This window comes from Rhizobium sp. R339, assembly GCF_002211395.1.
In the GTDB taxonomy this organism is placed as follows: Bacteria; Pseudomonadota; Alphaproteobacteria; order Rhizobiales; family Rhizobiaceae; genus Rhizobium.
Window position 1 is genome coordinate 176,476 of record NZ_LOKV01000029.1, and the last position, 20,797, is coordinate 197,272.

Consider the following 20,797-nt stretch of genomic DNA (forward strand, 5'->3'; position numbering starts at 1 on the left):
TGTAGAGTATTTCACCACGGAGTATTCTCTACAAAGACATTCCGTTGACGAATCAAGCTGATGCAGCAGCAGCAGAAAGCTCCTTTCGTGCGCGTGCTGAGGCGCTCAAAATATGAACTCCCTCCCATCCTGTGACGAGCTGGTATTTAATCGCGAGCGTATGCAGCCTCGGGTCTTGATGTCACAGTATGCAATTTGAGGAGACGGGGATGAAGGACGCCAGCTCATCCGGCGCAGACGACAAAAATGGAAGACAACTTCGTTACAGTTCAGCGCGAAAATCGGACTTGAAGGCGCTGGCTATTTCGGCAATCCGCGAACACCGTCGGCTCCTCGCAGCCGACCAAGCCGTTTATGACGAGTGGGCGCACGCAAGCGACGATCCGTCGATTCCCGGTTCGGTGCTTCAAGCTCTTCAAAACGAATACATCGCGCGTCAGAAGAAGTCTGAAATCCAGCATGAGGAGCTCTCGGAGATCCTGGACGCGCTCGGCTACGTTCCGGACGTGCCATTTGAGAGTGACGAATAAACGTCAGACCAAGCCGCGATCCTTGGCAATGGCGACGAGCTGCGGCACGGACTGGGCGTCAAACTTTTCACGCGCCTTGTCGAGATAGTGTTGCACGGTTCTAGCATTGATTCCGGTAAGCATCGCCGTTTCGGGTGCAGTTTTTCCCTTCGTCGCCCAAAGCAAGCACGTCATTTCGCGCGGTGATAGCGTTCGCTTCGGCGCCAGCTGTGTCCTCGCGGCTATGAACCGCAGCCGGTAGTGAACGACTAGCAACGCTTGCAAGGCTTGGAATGTCTGCTGCATTTCAACCAAGTCGGTTCTTGCTTCGGAAGTCGCAAACGTCAACATCAGGTGCGAGCCGAAGCTGCCGTCGGTCCCGATCGTGACGCCGCTCCTCAGCCCATGATCCACGGCTTGTTCTCGGAACTTTCGAAGGTCAGACATCCCGCGCACCGGCCAATTATCTGCAGTCCACCCAAATGCCTCACGTCGGCGCTTCGCCTCAGTGACAACGGGGTCTATACGTGAGTAGTGACCCGATAAATATGTTTCCTGCCACTCTTTAGGATAGTTGTTGAATGTGCGAACTTCCGCGCCTGACGCTTCGAGGTAAGCGTATTTCTCGAGCCCGAATGCGGCTCCAAAGTTACGCAACGCCATTTTGATCGATACCTCGTCTTGCGACGCCTCAACGGTATCGATCAAATTCCTCAACGCGTCATTCAATCTCACTCTCCCATGTTCGTGCCGTCGTTCGAACATGCGATGAGAATGCGAGGAGATAAATCCCCCGAACCGATGCCCCTAACTTGGGGTACCAACGTGAGGCGTGATGAGGTTTAGGTGTACTGCATGAGCTATTGCGGCCGACAGCGTGGGGCAGCCCAGCTTGTAGCGTGCAGCTTTTAGGTAGCCGCGCGTCGTATGCTCGGATAGTCCCAGAATCTTGCCAATGTCCTTGCTATCTTTGCCGCGCGAGGCCCAATGAAGGCACTCGATTTCCCGTGATCCGAGCGCAGGTACGGGATCGTTCTCACCGTGGAGTTCGAACACTGCTTTGCGATGCAGAAGAAATCCAAGCTCAAGCCACTCTGGCAAAAATTGGCGCTCGATCAACGTCCATTCTTCATCACTCTTCTGGGAGTTGATCGAGAGGAGCGAACGCCTCGATTTGTCAACAATCGGGACAGAGACTCCGTTGGTGCCGATCCCATGCAGCTCGGCATCGACCATGAACTCTTGCGCAGTCTCGGTAATATCGATCTCGCGCCAATCGAAAGGCAACTGTCGAGAAAAGCCCTCCCGAATGATTGGATCGACGTTTATGTAATCGTTGAGCAAATAGCGTGAAACCCAGCTATCGGGATAGGTCGTTCGTACAAACGGAGCGTCAACGTTATCGACGATTGTTCTCGCAAGATGAAACGTGACGAAATCAATAGGATAGTGCGATTGGAATTCATCCAAAGCGGCCGCCACTGTCGCCGCATTTTTCATCGCGCCGAAAGCGTCGGGATAGGTGGTCGAATGCTCGTTTTCCTGCATGCTTCTTTCCGTAACAGTGATTATCGTTTGCGGGTTAGCGACCATAGAATCGCTGAGCTAGTCGCTAAATGCAACCCCTGAGAGCGGTAAAAGCCGACATGCTGCGGCATCCGCTATCGCCGCGAGTATTTTTTGGAGCATTTGCAATGATAAGAGAACTCATTACAGTTGCGACTGTCGATAAGCTTGCGGAAAAATGATGTCCTGATCGACGAGCACGTTGAATTTGTAGCCAGGGCGAATTTGAATTGTCGGCTGTACATTCAGATTCTTCGAGATCGTCTGCTCGGCGACGCGACCGAAGCTTTCCGCGAAATTCCGCCTGGCCGCATCGGATGCCGTCTCCTGCGTCGCAAGCGTCGAACTCTCCGGCATCGACATGTCGATCCCGGTTCCGATCAACGCGACGAGGGCTGCCGAACTCCAGGTGCGCCAGAGATGGCGATCGACCTTGTCCTTGAAGCCTCCATATCCCTCGGCATCCGTGCCGGCCATGCCGCCGATCTGCAGGGTGGATCCATTCGGAAAGATGAGGTCAGTCCAGACCACGAGGACGCGCTCCTGGCCGAACGAGACTTTGGAATCGTAGCGGCCAAAGAGCTTGGCCCCCTGCGGGATGAGAAGCCGGTAACCGGTGGCGCTGTCATAAACGTTCTGACTGACCTGCGCGCTGATGCGTCCCGGCAGGTCGGAGTTGAGGCCGGTGATCAACGTGGCGGGAATGACGGAGCCGCGCTTTAGCTCGTAGGGCGACATCTGCGGCACGACCTGGTTCGGCAGATAGCCGAGATCCTTGATGTCCTGATTGAAGAAGTCCTCCTTCGAACCTTGGGCATTTTGGTCAACGGTCTCGCCCATGAGACCAGATTTCATGGCGGCGGCGTAGAGGTCCGAGGCATTGTTGGCTGTCGCTGTCGTCTGCCTGCCCGCGTCCGTGGCGTTGTTGGCGGTTTTCTCGACATCGGAGAAATCCACCTTCAATGGCGAGTCCAAAGCCGTTGCCCGCGCCTGCAGCCGAGCCATCCTTTGGCGCTGGGCCTCGCGGATATATTGCTCGTCCTGCTCCCGCCTCAGGCGCGCTTTCCATTCCTCTTCGGATTCGAGCCTAGGCCGCCGTTCTTCCCTTTCGGTTGGCCGGTGGTCGACAACAGGTGTTTCCTTCTCGACTTTCTGTTCGACGGTGGGCGTTGGCTGAAGCGCCTCACGTTCCACCGGCTCGCCGATGATGCCGTCCGTGACGCCGCGTTTGAGCTGGTCTCCGAAGTTCGTCGCGGGAGCATTCGAGGCACTGTCGAGATCGTTGTTCCGATTGAAGGGGAGCCCGCGCCATGAAAGTCCGATCACCACCACGCCGACGAACAGAGCGATGATGACGATGGCGATAATGACCGGCAACCGATTGAGACGGCGCATGCCATTCTGATCGTCAGCCTGATTGGATGCGCCGAGCTGGAGCGATTGGACCATACCCGCCTCCCCTTAATTCCGCTGAATGATCGAGAGCGGGCTTGCCGGCGTGGCGCCGGCTGCCGTTGTCGTGTAGGCCCGGCCAAGGACAATCGACTGCGTTGAAAGCTGCGCGAGCACCTGACCGTCGATACCATCGACCGAATAGGCGAGCTCGACCGGTTTCACGTCCTTTCCGACCTTGCCGTCGGTGATGACCGTGTAGCCCCATCCCTTCAGCGCCGCCTCCAGTGCCGCTGCAAAGTCCGACGAGTCCTTTTCCATTTTAAGCGTTGTCGCGCCATCCGGACCGATCTGTTCGGCGAGCCGGCTCGCCATGTCGCCGGCAATGGCACTTGCGGCCGGGCCGGTGACGGCAACGGGCGTCGAACTGGTGGTCAATCCGTCTTCTGCTGTCTGGCAGCCTGAAAGAATGGTGATGATGATGACGATGACAAGAAGCTTGCGCATGGTTCAGCCTCCCCGCCTGATGGTGACTTTCTGCTGACGCCATCCGACGCCGGAGACGAGGATCGCTTTGTCGACTGCATAGTCGACGATCATCATGTCATTCTTCATCCGGTAGTTGACGATTCGGTTCTGACCGCCGCTGACGACGAAGAGCACCGGTGCATCCTGGCTCGAGACTGATTTCGAGAATTGAATGTATGTTTTCACTCCATCCGAATAGACACGCTTCGGCTTCCAGGACGCGCTCCCGCTCACCGAGTAAGAGAAGTTCAGTTTGTCAGGTGCCGCCCCGGGAATACCGCCAGTCTCAAGCCGTGAATTGATATCGGCGAGCTTGGTCGAAACGTCCTCCGGGTACTCGAAGCCGACGCGGGCCATGTACTGGCTCGGATGGGACTTGAGCTGGATGTGATAGGTGCGGCGCGATGTCGTGACCACCATCGAGGTGATGAGACCTGCTTCCGATGGCTTGACGATCAGGTGGATCGCCTGGCCGCCGGTGGCGCCGGAGGTCGCTGGTTCCACCTTCCAGCGCACAGTGTCGCCTACGAGAACGTCGCGCACAATCTCGCCGCCCTGGAGTTCGATGTCGCAGACCTGCAGCGGCGAGCAGACGACAGACGGCTGCGTTTCGCCAAAGAGGAAGATGACCTTGCCATCGGGACCGGTCGTGACCAGTCCGGGCGTACCACGCCATTTCCGGGAAATGTTCGTGCCCTTCGTCTCGTTCGTCGTCATGCTCTGCGCCTCAGCACCCCCGACAAAGACGAGTCCGGCCAGGCAGCCGGCGGCTGCGATCAATCCTGTTCTGTGCATTGAGTAATCCCCTGCCTTAAAGCTGCGCTGTCCAGTCGAAATCCCGGACATAAAGGCCGATCGGGTTGAGGCGGATGGTGGCCTCATCCTGCGGCGCGGTGAGCGTCACCGTCGCGATACCGCGGAACCGGCGCGTGCCGGTTTCCTTGCCCTTGCGATCCCGTTCGTATTCGGTCCAGTCGATCTGATAGGTCTGGTTCGACAGCGCCACGATGTTGTTGACCTCGATGGCGATCGTCGAGGACTTGGCCTTTTCGAAAGGCGAGTTGCTCCGGAACCAGTCATTGATCTTCTGCGTCGATGGATCGGAAGTCCGAAGCAGCGCGTAGGTCCGGTCGATATACTGCTTCTGCACAACAGCATCCGGCGTGATGCTGCGGAAGCTGGTCACGAAGTTGCCAAGGGTAGCCCGCACCACCCGAACGTCGGCATATTCGATCTGCTCGGGGAAGCCCGCGGTCACCGCCGTGCCGAGCTTGTCGACCTGGACGATATAAGGCACCAGCTTGACCTGCGTGCTGAGATACATCGAATATCCGAAGCCAATCACGGCCATTGTCAGACCGAGGATGCCGACGATGCGCCATGCGGCGGCCGCCTGCACATAGGAACCGTATCGCTCGCTCCATTCCTGGCGCGCGGCAAGATACGGGTTTTCGGGGGCGCGGTTCGCTGCCATCGATCGATCACTTTCTGATTGCTGTTAGTCTTTGCGTTCGGGAGGTGGCTTTGGTCCGCTGTGCCCACCGCGCGCCTGATCCAGCTTTGCGTTGGCCAGTCCGAGGATCGAACCAGCGTACGCTCCTGGCGAACCGATGGCCTTTTCCTTGGCCGCGGAGCCTGCGGCCATCCCCGCAAACCCGACCCCAGCGCCGAAACCTCGAAGAGCCGCACCAGCGACGGATGAACCTGCAGCTCGGGCAGCCTGACCCGCCGCAAAACCTGCCCCTGCCGCGCCCGCCCCAAGGAACCCGGCGCCTGTGGCAAAGGAGGCTGCCTGCCCACCATGCCGGATCGCTTCCATTCCGCCGGAAACCGAGGCGCCCTGAACAACACCCTGAATGATGTTCGGAACGTACATTGCGATAATGAAGACAACGACCGAGATCCCGGCGATGGCGAGCGTCGTGACGAACTGGTCTGAGGAAGCCGTTGGCGCATTCGCCAAGCCCAATAGGACCTCTGATCCGATCTTTGCGATCATCACCAGCGCCATGAGCTTCATTCCGACGCTGAAGGCGTAGACGAGATAACGGACTGCGAAGTCTTTAGTGAAGGAGGATCCGCCGAGCCCGAGCATGATCATGCCGGCGAGTAGGCCGACGTACATCTCCACCATGACTGACACGAAAATCGCAGCAACAAGCGAGAAGCAGATGACAACGACGCCCATCGCCAGCACAGCCGCGATCGCCAACGCATTGTCCTCGAACACGCCGAATTGTGCCTGCTGCGACATTTGCGAGGCAACCCGGATGCCTGCGTCGAAGACTTCGGCGGGCGACGCCGATCCGCCGCCGGCGCCAATCTGGAAGAGGCTGTCAACAACCGCTCGGGCAAATGTCGGACCTTGCGTGAGAACAAAGGCGAAAAAGCCAATGAACATGATGCGCCGGACAAGCTCGGCAAACCAGCTGTCAAGGGAGGCCGCCTGGAGCGCCAGCCAGACCGCGGCAATGCCCACCTCGATGGTCGCCAGGATCCAGAACAGGGATTTCGCTGCGTCCATGATGGTGGTCTCCCACCCTTTCGCGGCGGTCGAAACCTGATTTTCTAGTTCTGTCAGGACTTGTCCCTGTTGCGCGAAGGCGGGAGTTGCAAAGACGAGGCAAAGGAGGCCCGCGATCAGGAACGATTGTTCAAGGGTACGTTTCACCATCTTGGACGCATCTCCTGGCCTTCCTTGACCTGCGGCAGCTCCTTGATCGAGCCGAAGAATTTGTCCCTGACGGCGCGTTGTTCCTCGGTGAGCGCGGGTCTCGTGGTGTCTCTGGATTTGACCATCAGCACCGTCGCCGCAGATGAAACAGCAGCAACAAGTGCCAACAGGGCAATGACGACGGCGCGGTTCACCAGCGGGGCTCCATCTTCTGACCTTCGGGAATACTCTTGACCTCGGCGTTGAAGAATTTCTCGCGCCGCGCCTGGGCAAGATCCTTGTCGGTTTGCTCGGTCTGAAGCCAGGTTCCCATCATTGTCATTTGTTGGGAGACGAGGCCGCGAAGCTTCTGCATCTGCGCGACCTGTTGTGCAGCGATCTCGTGACCGACTTGCAATGCCTTCATCTGCCCGTCGGCGGTCTCAGACATCGACCGCAGCGAGGACATTGTGCCTTCCTCGCTATCGAACTGGTCGGCCGTCAGGCTCGCGGCCTTCAGTGTGCTGGCGATCGTGTCCCGGTTCGTATCGGACCACGTTTGGTAGCTCGACGAAAAACTTGTCGCGTCCGGTAAGTTGGTCTTGAGGCTCGAATAGCTCTGGAAGCGCTGCTGCAGCACGTCATCGGCATTGCCCATCGAAAACGAGATGCTTTGACCCTGATCGACGATGCTGCGCAGCTGATTGAGGTCGCTTTCGACCTGCCCCCACATGTGCGACGGAAGGGTCGCGGTGTTCTGAAGCAGGTTCTGATAGATGTTCAGCTGCGTCTCGATCTGTTGGGCGAGCTGGCTGATCTGGGTGAGCTGATTCTGGATCTGCTCGCCGGACTTTCCGACCAGCGCAACCAACTCGCCATTGTTGAGGACCTGCGTCCACTCGGTTGCGGCCCCAGTGGCGGTACCCGCATTTGCGGGCACGACACCGGCGGCCATCAATCCGACGGCCGCCAGACCAGCGAGCAATCTATTCGACGTTGAGCAGCGATGCGGCATCGTGAACTCCTCTCGTTTGAAGCCAGTGGATCGGCCAGTCGCGACCGTGTTCGGAACTGAGGGCGCGGATGTGCTTCAAATCTTCCTTGCCCGATGCGCCGACGAAGCTGAGCGCCACGGGACCGAGCGCCATATCGAACAGCCGCCGACCTTCGGGGGTGACGACGTAGTATTCGCGCTTGGGGATCGCGTTCGAAACAATCTCGATCTGCCGCTCGTTAAAACCGATCCCCTCATAGAACTCGCGTGTTCCAGGCTCTCTGGCTGCGCCGTTCGGCAGGCAGATTTTGGTGGGGCAGGATTCCTTCAGGACATCGATGATCCCGGAACGCTCGGCGTCCGAAATCGACTGCGTGGCGAGCACGACGGCGCAGTTCGCCTTGCGCAGTACCTTGAGCCACTCGCGAATCTTGCTGCGGAATACCGGATGGCCGAGCATCAACCAGGCTTCGTCCAGCACGATCAGGCTCGGCGAGCCATCGAGGCGCTTCTCGATCCGCCGGAACAGATAGGTGAGCACGGGCACGAGATTGCGCTCGCCCATGTTCATCAGCTGCTCGATTTCGAAAGTCTGGAAGGCACCGAGCGAGAGACCATCCTGTTCCGCATCGAGAAGCTGGCCCATCGGTCCGTCGACGGTATAGTGATAGAGCGCGTCCTTGATCTCGCGCATCTGAACGCCGCTGACGAAGTCCGAAAGCGACCGGCCGGCTGCGTTGGCCATCAACCCAATCTGGCGCGAAATGGCGTTGCGATGATCAGGCGTGATGGCAACACCCTGAAGGGCGACCAGCATCTCGATCCATTCTGTTGCCCATGCCCGATCTGCATCGCTGGACAGGTCCGATAGTGGGCAGAAGGCAAGTGCCTTTGCCTCTTCTTGAGCGTCGCCGCCAATCTCATAATGATCGCCGCCGGCGGCGAGCGTCAGCGGCAGGAGCGAGTTCCCCTTGTCGAAGGCGAAGATCTGGGCGCGTTCGTAGCGCCGGAACTGCGCGGCGATCAATGCCAGCAGCGTCGACTTTCCCGAGCCGGTCGGCCCAAAGATCAGGGTGTGACCGACATCGTCGACGTGGAGGTTCAGCCGGAAAGGCGTCGAACCGCTCGCCACCTGCATCAGCGGCGGCGAATTCGGCGGGTAGAACGGGCAAGGTGCGACCGGGTTGCCCGACCAGACTGAATTGAGCGGAACGAGATCGGCGAGATTGCTCGTGTTGATCAGCGGTTCGCGGATATTGCAGTACCAGTTGCCCGGCAGGCTGCCGAGAAAGGCGTCGGTGGCGTTGAGCGTTTCGATCCGCGCGCCGAATCCCTCCGCCTGGATCAGCCGGCGGATTGCTTCTGCTTTTTCCTGCAGGGCCTCCCGGTCGTGATCAAAGAGAACGATCACCGGCGTATAGTAGCCATAGGCCACCAGCTGCGAGGAGGCTTGGGCGATGGCGTCTTCCGTCTCGGCCACCATGGTCATCGCGTCCTGGTCTACCGACCGGCTCTGCGTCTGGAAGAGCTGATCGAAGAACGGCCGCACCTTCTGCTGCCACTTCTTACGGGTGCGTTCGAGTTTTTGCCGCGCCTCTTCCGCATCGAGGAAGATGAAGCGCGATGACCAGCGATAAGTGAGCGGCATCAGGTCCAGGCTGTTGAGAATTCCCGGCCAGCTCTCGGCCGGCAGTCCGTCGATCGCCACGACGCCGAGGAAACGGTTTTCGACCTTCGGCGTCAGGCCATGCTCGAGCTCGGCAGTTGCAAGCCAATCGAGATACATGGGGGCATCCGGCAGCCGGATCGGATGGTTTTCTCCTGTGACGCAAAAGCGAACGAATTGTAGCAGCTCGTCATAGCGGGCGACCCGCTCCCCTCCCCTCTCGACGGTTTCCCGGGTTTCCATGCGACGGATTGAAAGGGTGTTGGCGAAATACTGCTCAATCTCCCGGACAGCGTTCTTGAAAATGAACAGTACCGTGTCCGCATAGGTTTTCTTTCGGCTCTCCTCGTCCGAGTAGATGTATTTGCTGAGCGCCGTCTTTTTGGATTCGAGCGGCCGATAGGTCAGGATGAGCGCGTGCTTGCTCTCGAAATGCCCCAGCTCGCGCCCGAAATGCGCCCGCCGTTCGGCGTCGATCGCGCGGGTGACCGCGTCGGGGAAGTGGCAACGATCATCCGACGGATAGTCGAACGTCGGGATGCGCACGGCTTCGACCTGGATCATCCAGCCGCTTCCGAGACGCGACAGGATCGTATTGATCTGCCGCGACAGTTCGTTGCGCTCGAGATCCGTGGCGCTTTCGGAGTCTGGTCCGGCAAAATACCAGCCGGCCATCAGGCTTCCGTCCTTCAAAAGGAGGACGCCATTGTCGACCAGACCGGCATAGGGAACGAGATCCGCAAAGGATGGGCCGGTGGCCCGGAAATGTTTGAGAGCAACCATGCCTGCCCTCAATACCGGCGCCACGGCGAGGAGGTCGCCTTGTAATAATGCTTGTAGGAGATGTGGCGGACATAAACCCGTCGCATCAGCGGATCGGCCTTTGCCATCATTCTCAAAAGCCCGACGATGACGATCCAGACGGCAACGCCGAAGAGCGCGGAATAGATCGTCAGCACCACGAAAATGAGAATGACGGCGGCAAGCCCCGTGAGAAGCACCAGTTCCCGGTCCGCGCCCATCAGGAGGTTCGGGCGCGACAGCGCGCGGTGGATGCGGTTGCGTTGCAGTCCGGACAGGGACTCAGCCATGGGCCCCCTCCCCTTCTCCACCGTGATCGATGGACGTAGCTCGCGCGTCGGGTAGTCCGATCGAGGCTCCGGTTGCGCCAAAAAGGCCAACGATGGTGGTTGCACCGAGAAGAATGCCGGCGACAAGTACGACATAGACGAGCCGCCGCGCGAAATCGTTCAGCTCGCCGCCAAAGATCAGCATGCCGCCGGCAATCGCGACCGCCGCAAGGGCAATGGCGCCGGCGACCGGTCCGGTGATCGACTCCTGGATCTGCTGCAGCGGTCCTTCCCAGGGAAGACTGCCGCCGGAACTCGCGAGCGCGGGCGAGACTGAGGCAAGAGCGATGGGCACTGCCAAGAGTGCAACGGCAATGAGGGCGTTTCTACGCGACATGGCGCGCCTCCTGTTCTTCCGTGAGCTGGTCGGATTCGATCTCGTATTGGCCGCAGGCGAAGCGCTCGACTTGGATGACGTCGCGAACACGCCGCCCGCGCGGCGTCCGTTCTATCGAGACAACGAGATCGACCGCCTCGCCGATCACCTCGTGCATCGGCTGTTGGCTGGCTTCGGCGGTCAGTTGCTCGAGGCGGCGGAGCGCTGACATCGCGGTGTTGGAGTGGATGGTGGCCACCCCTCCGGGATGGCCGGTATTCCAAGCTTTAAGCAATGTGAGGGCTGCACCATCTCGGACCTCGCCGACGACAATCCTGTCCGGACGCAGCCGCATGGTGCTCTTCAACAGTCGCGCCATGTCGACGTTATCGCTGGTGTGCAGGAGCACGGCGTTGTCGGCGGCGCACTGAATCTCAGCGGTGTCTTCAAGGATAACCAGGCGGTCTTCCGGGGCTGACTTGACGATTTCAGCGATAACGGCGTTGGCGAGCGTTGTCTTGCCGGAACCGGTGCCCCCCGAGATGATGATATTCAGCCGGGACGAAATCGCGCTGCGGATGGTCGAAGCTTGATGCTCGGTCATAACGGCAGACCGCACATAATCGTCGAGCGGGATCAGGCGCGAGGCACGCCGCCTAATGGTGAAGGCCGGTTTGGCGACAACCGGAGGCAACAGCCCTTCGAACCGATGACCTCCAATCGGTAACTCGCCGGAAATGATCGGCTGCTCGGGGTCAACCTCGGACTGGAGTGCATGCGCCACGGTTCCGATCACCATTTCTGCAGCCGCCGCCGACATTTCGCCGGCAGCCGCCACGCCATGCCCCAGCCGTTCGATGAACAGCTTGCCATCGGGATTGAGCATGATTTCTACGACCGTTGAGTCGTCCAAGGCGACGCAAAGCTGATCGCCGAGCGCCTCCTGGAGTTTGCGGACAAGTCGAGGATGAGAGCGAAGCTGGTTCACGGGTTTTCTTCCTTACGCTGCCTGGCTGACGGTGCTGAGTTCGGAACGGTAGTGGGCCGGCCGAAGCCGTCGGAATGTGTCGGCGTTTGCGGGCAGGATGCCGGCCACGGCGATCGTCACCCCGATCTTCCTCGGCTCAGCCAAACGCTGCAGGGGCCAGCCGACACGCGCGAGGATCCGCTCGAACCGGAGATCGGTTACCATGACAATCTCGGTGTAGCCATTCGCCATGCACCACTCGACGATGCCCGCGAACATGGTCAGGGTCGCTTCATGGACGGTGCCGTCTCTCCTGCCCTCCTCAAGGGTCGTATCGACGCAAAATCGGGAGCTCTCGATCATCGCGGCGTGTGCATTCAGCCGGCCATTCGGAAGAAGCGACGGAAAGATGTTCGTCACCATCGTCGCGCCAAGTGCCGGGAGCAGTCTTGCGCAGCCGGTTACGTCGCCGCCGTTAGAAATTGCGAGGATGTAGGTCGGCAGAAGAGCGTCAAAGTCGTCAGACTCTTGACCGTCGGCAACGTTGACCTCCCAGCCCAGGCGCTCAGAGAAAACGCGTGCTCGTAGCTGATGATGGCGGTGGAGAAGCTGAACTTCTTGAATATTTCGCGGGTGGGAAATCGCGAGAATCTGCATGGATTTCTCCGTCGTCGTTGGTCGGCGGGGAAATCAGCACAGATGAGAATCGGACGGTAGTTGTAGGATCCTACAAATCCGGTTCGAAGTGAGTCGCGCCTTCGGCAAGTGGCCAATAGCGATTTGGATGGCTCGCTCTGCCAATGGGTGCAGAACGTATTGTAGGATTCACAGTAAAACAAACCTAGAACACGAGCCGTCGTGCAGCATGCTAAATGCGCGAAAATAAAGAAGAAAGACGACGAGATCGGCTCTTTTGGCTGCTGTTGCGTTAACCTTTTGTTAACCTTAAATCCCTTGCGGCTCGGGGGGAATCGGGAGATAGTTGCGAAAAGTTTGGCCATAGAGCCATTTTTTCGAAATTGTCCTCATCTCGGAAATAGTTTGCAAAATGAGCCAGCCGCAACCCAACCGATTTGATTTCGAGATCGCCCAGCAAGGGTCGAAGATCTCGACCGCGTTGCATATGCTGCGCAGTCAACAGTATCCGCCCGACGCTCGCAAGGGTCTCCGCAAGTTCCAACTCGGCGAAGTCGCCGACTTTATGGGTGTTACGCAGAGCCATCTGCGACAGATCCATTCGGAGGGTAAGGGACCCGAAATCGAATCTATCAGTGGCCGGCGTTACTATACGGCCGAGCAGATGCTTGAGCTTCGCGAGTATCTCGAAGCGAACAAAAAATCCGACAAGCGATATTATGTTCCACAGCGGCGCGAAGGCGAGCCGATGCAGGTCGTATCGGTCGTGAACTTCAAGGGCGGAAGCGGCAAGACGACGACCGCCGCACATCTCGCGCAATATCTTGCCCTCACAGGCCATCGCGTCTTGGCGGTCGATCTCGACCCACAGGCGTCCTTGACATCCCTATTTGGAATTCAGCCTGAGCTCGACGACACGGCCTCCCTTTACGAGGCACTGCGGTTCGACGATGAAAGGAAGCCGATCGCTGAGGTCATCCAGCCTACGAACATTCCCGGTCTGGACGTCGTCCCGGCGAACCTCGTCTTGCAGGAGTACGAGTACGATGTGCCGCTCGCCATTTCCTCAAAGAAGGGAGATGAAGGCCGGCTGTTCCACATGCGTATCGGCAATGCATTGAAGGAAGTTGACGACAGGTATGACCTGGTGGTCATCGATTGTCCGCCGCAGCTCGGATATCTGACCATCACTGCCCTTATGGCCTCAACCGGCATCCTCATTACGATCCACCCCCAGATGCTGGACATCATGTCGATGAGCCAGTTCTTGATGATGCTGGGTGGCATTATGACGCCAGTCGCAGAGGCAGGTGCGGAGATCCGCGTCGAATGGTTCCGCTATCTTGTGACGCGGTTTGAGCCGACGGACATCCCGCAAACACAGATGGTCGGCTTCATGCAGTCGATGTTTGCTCAGCACATGCTTCGAAACCACGTGCTAAAGTCGACGGCCATTTCTGACGCCTCGATTAAAAAGCAAACCTTGTATGAGGTCGAGCGTGGCGATTTCGTCCGATCAACCTATGGCCGGGCGATTGAAAGCTTGAACGCGGCCAATGGCGAGATCATGGAGCTCATTCACAACGCTTGGGGGCGGAAATGAGCAATTTGTCAGCCGTTTTTCCTCCAATTTTAGATAGTAATATCAGAGCCTTATCAAAGTTGAAGGAGGTTGGCTGTGTCGCGTGAAAATCCGTTCGCGAAGCTGGACCTCGCCTCCATCTCTGCAGACAAGACGCCCACAAAACCTGGCTACGGCATGACTGGTGCCGCGAAGACAGTTGTTCGATCTATCGAGGATCTGGCGGAGAATACTAAGAAGCTTATGGAAGGCGAAGTGATCGTGGAGTTGGATCCCCGATCACTCGACGTCTCTTTCGTTGCCGACCGTCTTTCCGATGATGACGAGGAGTACCAGGAGCTCAAACAGGCGATCAAGGAGTCCGGGCAGTCAACCCCCATTTTGGTGCGCCCCAGTTCCACGGACCCACAGCGTTACATGGTTGTCTTTGGCCATCGTCGCCTGAAGGTAGCTCAGGAACTCGGAATCCCTGTCAAAGCGGTCGTCAAGAAGCTGGACGACATCGCCTCTGCGATTGCGCAAGGGCAGGAAAACTCCGCTCGTTCAAATCTATCGTTTATTGAGCGCGCCTATTTTGCGCAGAATCTCCTCGCGTCTGGACTGACAAAGGACGTGGTTAGGTCGTCGCTCGCAATCGATGAGGCTATGCTCTCCAAGATGCTCGGCGTCATCGACGTGGTGCCAGCCTCTGTCATTCAAGTGCTCGGGGCGTCCAAGAAGATCGGACGCGACAAGTGGCTAAGCTTGCGCCAGATTCTGCTCGCCCCTGCCCTCCTCAAGGTCGCCACAGATTATGTGGGAACTCCCGAGTTTATCGAACACGGAGAAGAAACCAGGTTCGACAATCTCCACGGTTACCTGACACGGTACAAAAACAAATCGGCGGCCAAGACGCCGAAGCGCCAGTCGTCAGCGACGGAATGGACGTCGAGCGACAGCTCTTTGAATTTAACGATGAACGCCAAGTCGAAGAAGGTTGCAATCGAGCTTTCGAATGCGGAGGCGAAGCCCTTCAGCGATTGGCTTTCGAGCCGGATGGATCGCCTGTACGACGAATACAGACAGTCCAAAACTGAACCCAACGGAGATTAGACCGCAAAAGAAAAAGGCCCCCAAACGGTAAACCGTGGAAGCCTCTCTCGTTATCCTTAGCAAGATCGAGAATCGCATTTCCCGGAATCGCAGTCAAGAGTCTTTGGCACCGATTTGGTGAGTGGATTTCTTTTGCCTGAAGAAAGGTGAGAGAGAAATGCACACGGGACATGTAACGACGCCCTTTGGGCGGCGGCCGATGACGCTTGCCTTGGTTAAGGGGCAGCTTGAGGTCGCGGAATCAAAATTCACTGCACGCGTTGAAAAATGGAAGGTGTTTCGTGACGTCTGCGAAGCGCGTGAGCGCTTCGGCCTCCAGGACAGAGCGCTTGCGGTTCTCGACGCACTGCTGACTTTCTACCCTGAAAACCAGCTCGACACGGAGCAGGGGCTTGTCGTGTTCCCGTCAAATGGACAGCTATCAGTGCGCGCCCACGGAATTACCGGAACCACCTTGCGACGACACCTGGCGGCCCTCGTTGAAGCTGGGCTCGTCCAGCGGCGTGACAGCCCGAACGGAAAGCGTTACGCGCACCGCAATCGCGAAGGCGAGATCGAGCAGGCCTACGGTTTCGATCTTGCGCCGCTGGTAGTGCGCGCCGCCGAATTCGCAGCTCTTGCGCAGGACGTCGCAGCCGAGCGCATTCGGTTTCGCCGTGCGAAGGAATCACTGACGATTTGCCGGAGGGATGTTCGTAAGCTGATCACCGCCGCGATTGAGGAGGGGGCGCCGGGGGATTGGCTTGCTGTTGAAGGTGTGTACATCGACATTCTCGCGCGGCTACCGAGGCATCCTAGTCACCCGCAGGTCGAGGCGACGCTCGATGAAATGGTGCTTTTGCGCGAAGAGGTGCTCAACCGCCTGGAAATTCAGGTAAAAGCTGAAAATAAGGATGGCAATGGTATCCAAGATGGATGCCACATACAGAATTCAAAACCCGAATCCGTCTATGAATTTGAACCTAGCTCCGACAAAGAGCTGGGCGGACCGGCGCGGCCTGAACCGGAAACGAGCCGCGAGTCGCCGGCAAAAGCGAAGGCATTCGTCGAGCCGATTAAATCGTTTCCGCTGGGGATGATTCTACGGGCTTGCCCCCAGATTGCCGACTACGGGCCGGGCGGCGGCATTTCGCATTGGCGCGAACTGATGGCGGCCGCGGTTGTGGTCCGCTCAATGTTGGGCATCAGTCCGTCAGCCTACCAAGAGGCTTGCGATGCCATGGGTCCCGAAAATGCGGCCGTTGCGATCGCATGCATCCTCGAGCGATCGAACTTCATCAACTCCGCTGGTGGCTATTTGCGAGATCTGACGAGACGCACGGAGCGAGGCGAGTTTTCACTTGGACCGATGCTAATGGCTCTGCTGAAAGCAGCTGGCGAGGACAGGCTCCGAGCCGGGTGAGAACGGGCTCGCGAGGGCCGCGGGCGTCGATGGATTGTTGCGATTGAGGGACCTGAGCCGATCCGGCGACATAAGCCCCTGAGTCACTAGGAAAAATCGGCCGAGACGAGGGGCTCCTAAACTAAACTTGTCAGCCGTTTTTTTTGGATGTTTAGTGTTGAACAGCAATGACTTATGAGTTTTGAACCTAATTTTTGACAATGTCATTGCCCGACTGAAGAACAGGAGTTTCCAGAATGTCTCCTGCGATTTTTTTAGAATTGCTCGATCAGACGACCTCGCGGGAGCACAAATTTCGGTGAGGCTGCTGGGTCAACGACGGGTATCCGGAAAACTGCCAGTGAATGGGGTGTGTCGCGCGTTGCACCGGCAGCGCGATTATTGCTGGACCCTGATTGTCCCGGTCGTCCAGAGGCGACGACTATCTCGCCATCCACTCATTTCGTCAGGTCGTCGGACTGATTCACCCTCAGCTTCACAAGCTAGGGCTCTATGTGGGGGATACGGCCCAGTAAAGTATCTATATCACCGAGCAGGCAAATAGTTGTTCAAGAGTAGGTTGAGCACTAAAATCCACGCCAACACCGAGGCGCTCGGGCTTCGGCCCAGCCCCGGGCAGCGGAATGACATTGCAATCTCACTCAAGCGCAACCGGAAAGTCCTGCGCCCTTACGACGCGGATCTCTACAAGGAGCTCAACAATATCGAGCGCTTCTTCAACAAGCTCAAGCAGTTTCGACGCGTCGCAACCCGCCAACGTCGTGGGATTCGTCAGAGTAGCTAAATTATCGCTGCGCCCTAGTCTTATGCGCGGTATTGCCTAACCACGGCAGCCAGACGAGGCGCCCCCGGCGGCCCGTCAGGAACGACGTCCCGTCTGATATTGACGAGGCGATAGATGGCGAACTTCGCTTAATTAGCTGTCAAAGGCGAGTTGGTCGCCGTGACGGCGTCACCCGGATTACAAGCAGCGAGTTCAGCGAGTAGCCAGCTGGCATTTTGCTCAAGTTCATCATGCGGGCTAATCTCCGTCATGACTCTCTCGTGTCCAAACCTGTCGATGAGGAACCGCAATTGTGCCAATGGCTGTGCACGCTCGTGGGCACTTTGCAATATCTTCCAACCGATAACACCGAGATTCTGCCCACCCTCGTTTCGCACGAGTTCCCAAAGAAGTTCATTCTTGAACTCTATCAACTCCCTGCTCGATGTCCCCCTTGCCGGTGTCCCAGCGAAGTACGTCAGCGGGCGCCGAACGTCCGGATTTGGCGATCGTGCAATCTCCATTGCAACAGTCTTCAGATGATTTAGGTGTTCCAGGTTAGTGGATGAATAGAGAAGAACCTCCACTGCCAGAGCCGCATTGCGACGGCCAACATCATTTGCTGAAGGGATTGCGGCCCTGATAAGTTCACTTAGATAGGGCCAAAGCCTCGGTGGAAGGGCTCGGGTTGAAGTCCCAATGTATGCTAGTGCTTTACTATGTTTTGCCGGTGTTCCGTTGTCATTGACTATACGACAGACAGCGGCCCGACGGTGAGAGCCAAGTAGCTCCACGGCCAACCAGAGATCCTCTGGATCGACTTCTTCATAGGCGCGAAAAAGCTCCGCCTGCAGCAGCCGGTTCCGTTTGTGCATCAGTGCGCACATGATGAGTTTGCTTCGTAGGCCGGTATTCGAGATCTCGACTAGTAATCTTCTTGCATTAAGCCCAAGGGGAGCAAGACTAGCACTGTTCGGATCCCTCGCGTAAAGTGCGCGGGCTGCCCGAAACAGTTCTAGTACATTCTCATCTGACGGCAGAGGGTGTTCGTCTAAAGCTAAGCTCACAGCCTCAGACATTTTTGCAGGGAATAACTCAGCGATTTCTCGCAGAATAGGAGTGCGTAGGTGAACTGGAATCTCCCACAAGGGTTTAAGTTGATTTGCCGGAAGCGATACGAACGCTTCGATCAGTAGGAACACTGCGACCGCCGAACGCTTCTTGCCGCGCGTCAATTCGGCAGCCAACAGCGAAATGACCTCCGGCCCGGAGCGTTTAGTCAGATCCGCAGCCGCTCGACCGAAAGGTGTGATGAACCGCCCAAATTGATCGCCCTGCCAGTACTTCAAGCGCCAATCATCGAGATCTTCGTAGTCGGCAAGCGGCAGTACCACTTCTAAGTGGTCGAGGGCGGGCAGCCGCAAATTGCTGATGAGTTGGCCAAAGTTGGACGTTAGTAGGTAGAGGTTCGGGCGGCGCCAGAGCATGACAAGCGCCCTAATCTCTTCCTTAATCGCTCGAGCCTCTGCAAATTCGCTGACTGCACGAGCAGCGGCTTCAAAAAGCTGCCTGTTACCGTCGGATTGTTGCACGATCGTTCGAATGGCATTGTGTGCCGAAGCTTTGTCGGCGTTTTCCATAATCGCAACAGAGAGCGCCAAAGCCCCTACCTTGAGCGGGTTAACGTCCGCGGAACCACAGCTCTCTAGAAGGGTCTTGAAATCGATCGCCGAGGCCCAGAGGTATTCAATAATTTCATCCATTTCTGGGCGAACGACGTCGTCGTGCACTCGAAGAAGGTCCGATTTCGTGAACTCATCAATAATTACTGCCGATGCGGTGTCAGGCAGATCTTGAAGTCTTACTCGACCATCTTCGGATCTCGCGATCAGACGGCCCAAGGCGAGAAGGCTGGTCATTGCCGCTGCCCGGCCAACACCTGATCGGTGTTCGACATCTCGTACAGCCTCGTCCACCCGCGCCTTCAATATCGCAAGCCGTGTAGGGGAGTGGCCCGGGTTAGGTTGTCCATCGGACATACGGGAGGCGTTTGCGATCATCGATGGCGTCCGAAGATAGCTGTTGCCGTGGCGCCAGATATCCATGCCATAGGCAGCATAAATCAAACGCGCTTCATCCCAGCTTAAGAAATCCATGGGAAGGGAATTCAGCGAGCTCGTCCGCTGTTCAGCGATGTCCTGCTCAAATAGCTTGGATGCAATTTCGTCCAGTTCCGGTAGAAGCAACGACCACGTCTCCGGCCGGGTGGTAATGACGAAACGAACCGGCGCGCCATTGCAGAGCGCTAATGACCGTGTCAACCATCGATGCAGTCTTTGTCGTGCCTGAGCCGGGACGCGATCAAGTCCGTCGATTAGGATTATGCGGTTTGCGCTGTCGATCCAATTCCAGACTGCTTGGTCTAGCTCAAACGAGGTGATATTTGAAAGCCGACCGCTCCTCAGATGTCGACCAAGCGTGATGGCAATTGAATCGTCACTGTCGGCAATGTCGTCGCCCCGAATGAGCGTGAACGGATTTGTGGAGTTGTCTTGTTCCAATAGCCTTGCGAGCCATGTTGTCTTTCCGAAGCCTGAACCGCCGACGACAACCATTACCTTCGAACCAGACTGCAAGAATTGATCGAACGCCAAGCTGATCGACTCCCGGCTAACGTAGGGCGCATCGCCCGCTTTGCCCGAGGCTGTAAATGCCGACAATTGCTGACGTCGAAGAGACTCTACTAAGCCGTCGATCTGTTCATAGGTCGCACGTTCTGGCGTGTCGCTGGGCCCGCGAAAAAACCAACGTGCCACCTTTGGTTGGGCCCATAGCTTTTGATTAATATCTATACCGCCGATGTGCTTGAAGCGTAGGCGAGAAAATCTTCGAACAACTGCTTGATGTTCTTCTTCGGGTGTTATGTTGCCTGGCAGGTCAGCAAGGCTGCGATACGCTTTCCTGACTTTCTCAATCGCTTCCGGAATTAGGGCAACTGCGCGATGTTCAGGATCGCTAGCCAAAATGAATTCGCGTAAGTCTTCAGTTATCCCTTTGCTGGTCCAAAGCTCATAGGGAATCGTGTTGGCTTGGCCCAAAATTCTCTCGTCCCGAAGGGAAAACATAAGCAGCTTGCAGACCTCGACAATGAAATTGTTGAGCCCAAAGGACGAAGCATATCGTTTGCATTGGATGATCCCTGAGGGGATGCCTTCATTATAGAGTACAATGTCGCGGCCCTTATCCGCGCCATAACCGAGAAGCGAAACCGCACGGTGGTCGATCGCCGGAATCTCCCCCTTTGCGAGTTCATATACAAGTATTTCGAACTGTCGGTCGTCGAGGAGATTTAGCGGGAAATCTCGCACCTGCGCCACATAGTGCGGTCGAACCGGAACGGAACCCCGCTCGGCAACAATAGCTTCCGGATTTATGAAACTGTGCAAGTTCATTCCTCGTTACGACCGGCGACTTCTGAAACTGAAGCACTTGAGAAAACGACATATACTGGGATCTCTACTGCTCTGCCAGATGCTCTGCGCACGCTCAAAAAGACTCGACAGCTGCTAGCGCCTCAATGCGCCAGCGAACTCCCAGACCA

Annotated in this window: 19 protein-coding genes and 1 pseudogene; 5 read left to right on the forward strand and 15 right to left on the reverse strand. The window is 57.4% G+C overall.

Features of this window, described 5'->3' with window-relative positions; genetic code table 11:
* Positions 1-209: 209 nt before the first annotated feature.
* Complete coding sequence (locus tag ATY76_RS32630; protein ID WP_088678682.1) at positions 210-530, forward strand: transcriptional repressor TraM; 321 nt, start codon at positions 210-212, stop codon at positions 528-530.
* Between the two features lie 3 nt (positions 531-533).
* On the opposite strand, the gene ATY76_RS32635 is transcribed toward ATY76_RS32630, so the two are convergent.
* The 14 genes from ATY76_RS32635 to ATY76_RS32700 all read right to left on the reverse strand — a co-directional run bounded on the left by ATY76_RS32635 (position 534) and on the right by ATY76_RS32700 (position 12,378).
* On the reverse strand, positions 534-1,238 hold the full coding sequence (locus tag ATY76_RS32635; protein WP_245310219.1) for an autoinducer binding domain-containing protein: 705 nt from the start codon (positions 1,236-1,238) through the stop codon (positions 534-536).
* Positions 1,239-1,316: 78 nt separating this feature from the next.
* The gene (locus tag ATY76_RS32640) at positions 1,317-2,057 is read right to left on the reverse strand and encodes a LuxR family transcriptional regulator (protein WP_088678684.1); all 741 of its coding nucleotides are present in this window, start codon (positions 2,055-2,057) and stop codon (positions 1,317-1,319) included.
* Positions 2,058-2,219: 162 nt separating this feature from the next.
* Positions 2,220-3,524 (reverse strand): IncP-type conjugal transfer protein TrbI, encoded by a 1,305-nt coding sequence (gene trbI, locus ATY76_RS32645; protein ID WP_088678685.1) that lies wholly within the window; start codon positions 3,522-3,524, stop codon positions 2,220-2,222.
* A 12-nt stretch (positions 3,525-3,536) separates the two neighbouring features.
* Positions 3,537-3,974 (reverse strand): conjugal transfer protein TrbH, encoded by a 438-nt coding sequence (gene trbH / locus ATY76_RS32650; RefSeq protein ID WP_088678686.1) that lies wholly within the window; start codon positions 3,972-3,974, stop codon positions 3,537-3,539.
* A gap of 3 nt (positions 3,975-3,977) precedes the next feature.
* Positions 3,978-4,790, reverse strand: a complete 813-nt coding sequence (trbG, locus tag ATY76_RS32655) for a P-type conjugative transfer protein TrbG (RefSeq protein ID WP_088678687.1) — start codon at positions 4,788-4,790, stop codon at positions 3,978-3,980.
* Positions 4,791-4,806: 16 nt separating this feature from the next.
* Positions 4,807-5,469 (reverse strand): conjugal transfer protein TrbF, encoded by a 663-nt coding sequence (locus tag ATY76_RS32660; protein WP_088678688.1) that lies wholly within the window; start codon positions 5,467-5,469, stop codon positions 4,807-4,809.
* Positions 5,470-5,493: 24 nt separating this feature from the next.
* On the reverse strand, positions 5,494-6,669 hold the full coding sequence (gene trbL, locus ATY76_RS32665) for a P-type conjugative transfer protein TrbL (RefSeq protein WP_088678689.1): 1,176 nt from the start codon (positions 6,667-6,669) through the stop codon (positions 5,494-5,496).
* Positions 6,663-6,863: an entry exclusion protein TrbK gene (gene trbK, locus ATY76_RS32670; protein WP_088678690.1), complete on the reverse strand. Its 201-nt coding sequence runs from the start codon at positions 6,861-6,863 to the stop codon at positions 6,663-6,665. The genes trbL and trbK overlap by 7 nt, the downstream gene beginning before the upstream one ends.
* Positions 6,860-7,663 carry a P-type conjugative transfer protein TrbJ gene (gene trbJ, locus ATY76_RS32675; RefSeq protein WP_088678691.1) on the reverse strand — a complete coding sequence of 268 codons (804 nt, stop codon included), beginning with the start codon at positions 7,661-7,663 and terminating at the stop codon, positions 6,860-6,862. Before trbJ ends, trbK begins: the two co-directional genes overlap by 4 nt.
* Positions 7,635-10,091, reverse strand: coding sequence for a conjugal transfer protein TrbE (locus ATY76_RS32680; RefSeq protein WP_088678692.1), 2,457 nt, complete (start codon positions 10,089-10,091; stop codon positions 7,635-7,637). Before ATY76_RS32680 ends, trbJ begins: the two co-directional genes overlap by 29 nt.
* 8 nt (positions 10,092-10,099) lie before the next feature.
* Complete coding sequence (locus ATY76_RS32685) at positions 10,100-10,399, reverse strand: conjugal transfer protein TrbD (RefSeq protein WP_088678693.1); 300 nt, start codon at positions 10,397-10,399, stop codon at positions 10,100-10,102.
* Positions 10,392-10,775 carry a TrbC/VirB2 family protein gene (locus tag ATY76_RS32690; protein ID WP_088678694.1) on the reverse strand — a complete coding sequence of 128 codons (384 nt, stop codon included), beginning with the start codon at positions 10,773-10,775 and terminating at the stop codon, positions 10,392-10,394. The genes ATY76_RS32685 and ATY76_RS32690 overlap by 8 nt, the downstream gene beginning before the upstream one ends.
* The gene (gene trbB / locus ATY76_RS32695; RefSeq protein ID WP_088678695.1) at positions 10,765-11,742 is read right to left on the reverse strand and encodes a P-type conjugative transfer ATPase TrbB; all 978 of its coding nucleotides are present in this window, start codon (positions 11,740-11,742) and stop codon (positions 10,765-10,767) included. The genes ATY76_RS32690 and trbB overlap by 11 nt, the downstream gene beginning before the upstream one ends.
* Before the next feature lie 12 nt (positions 11,743-11,754).
* The gene (locus tag ATY76_RS32700; protein WP_088678696.1) at positions 11,755-12,378 is read right to left on the reverse strand and encodes an acyl-homoserine-lactone synthase; all 624 of its coding nucleotides are present in this window, start codon (positions 12,376-12,378) and stop codon (positions 11,755-11,757) included.
* Between the two features lie 391 nt (positions 12,379-12,769).
* Between ATY76_RS32700 and repA the strand changes: the two genes are divergently transcribed.
* From repA to ATY76_RS33925, 4 genes and pseudogenes are all read left to right on the forward strand, one after another.
* A complete protein-coding gene (gene repA / locus ATY76_RS32705) occupies positions 12,770-13,960 on the forward strand; it encodes a plasmid partitioning protein RepA (protein WP_088678697.1) in 1,191 nt (396 codons plus the stop codon).
* Between the two features lie 75 nt (positions 13,961-14,035).
* Positions 14,036-15,031, forward strand: a complete 996-nt coding sequence (gene repB / locus ATY76_RS32710) for a plasmid partitioning protein RepB (protein WP_088678698.1) — start codon at positions 14,036-14,038, stop codon at positions 15,029-15,031.
* A gap of 157 nt (positions 15,032-15,188) precedes the next feature.
* The gene (repC, locus tag ATY76_RS32715) at positions 15,189-16,433 is read left to right on the forward strand and encodes a plasmid replication protein RepC (RefSeq protein WP_088678699.1); all 1,245 of its coding nucleotides are present in this window, start codon (positions 15,189-15,191) and stop codon (positions 16,431-16,433) included.
* 559 nt (positions 16,434-16,992) lie between these two features.
* Positions 16,993-17,257: pseudogene (locus ATY76_RS33925) on the forward strand (hypothetical protein); the annotation flags it as partial.
* An 88-nt stretch (positions 17,258-17,345) separates the two neighbouring features.
* Here ATY76_RS33925 and ATY76_RS32725 read toward each other — a convergent pair.
* Positions 17,346-20,642, reverse strand: coding sequence for an AAA family ATPase (locus tag ATY76_RS32725; RefSeq protein ID WP_141105073.1), 3,297 nt, complete (start codon positions 20,640-20,642; stop codon positions 17,346-17,348).
* Between the last annotated feature and the right edge of the window lie 155 nt (positions 20,643-20,797).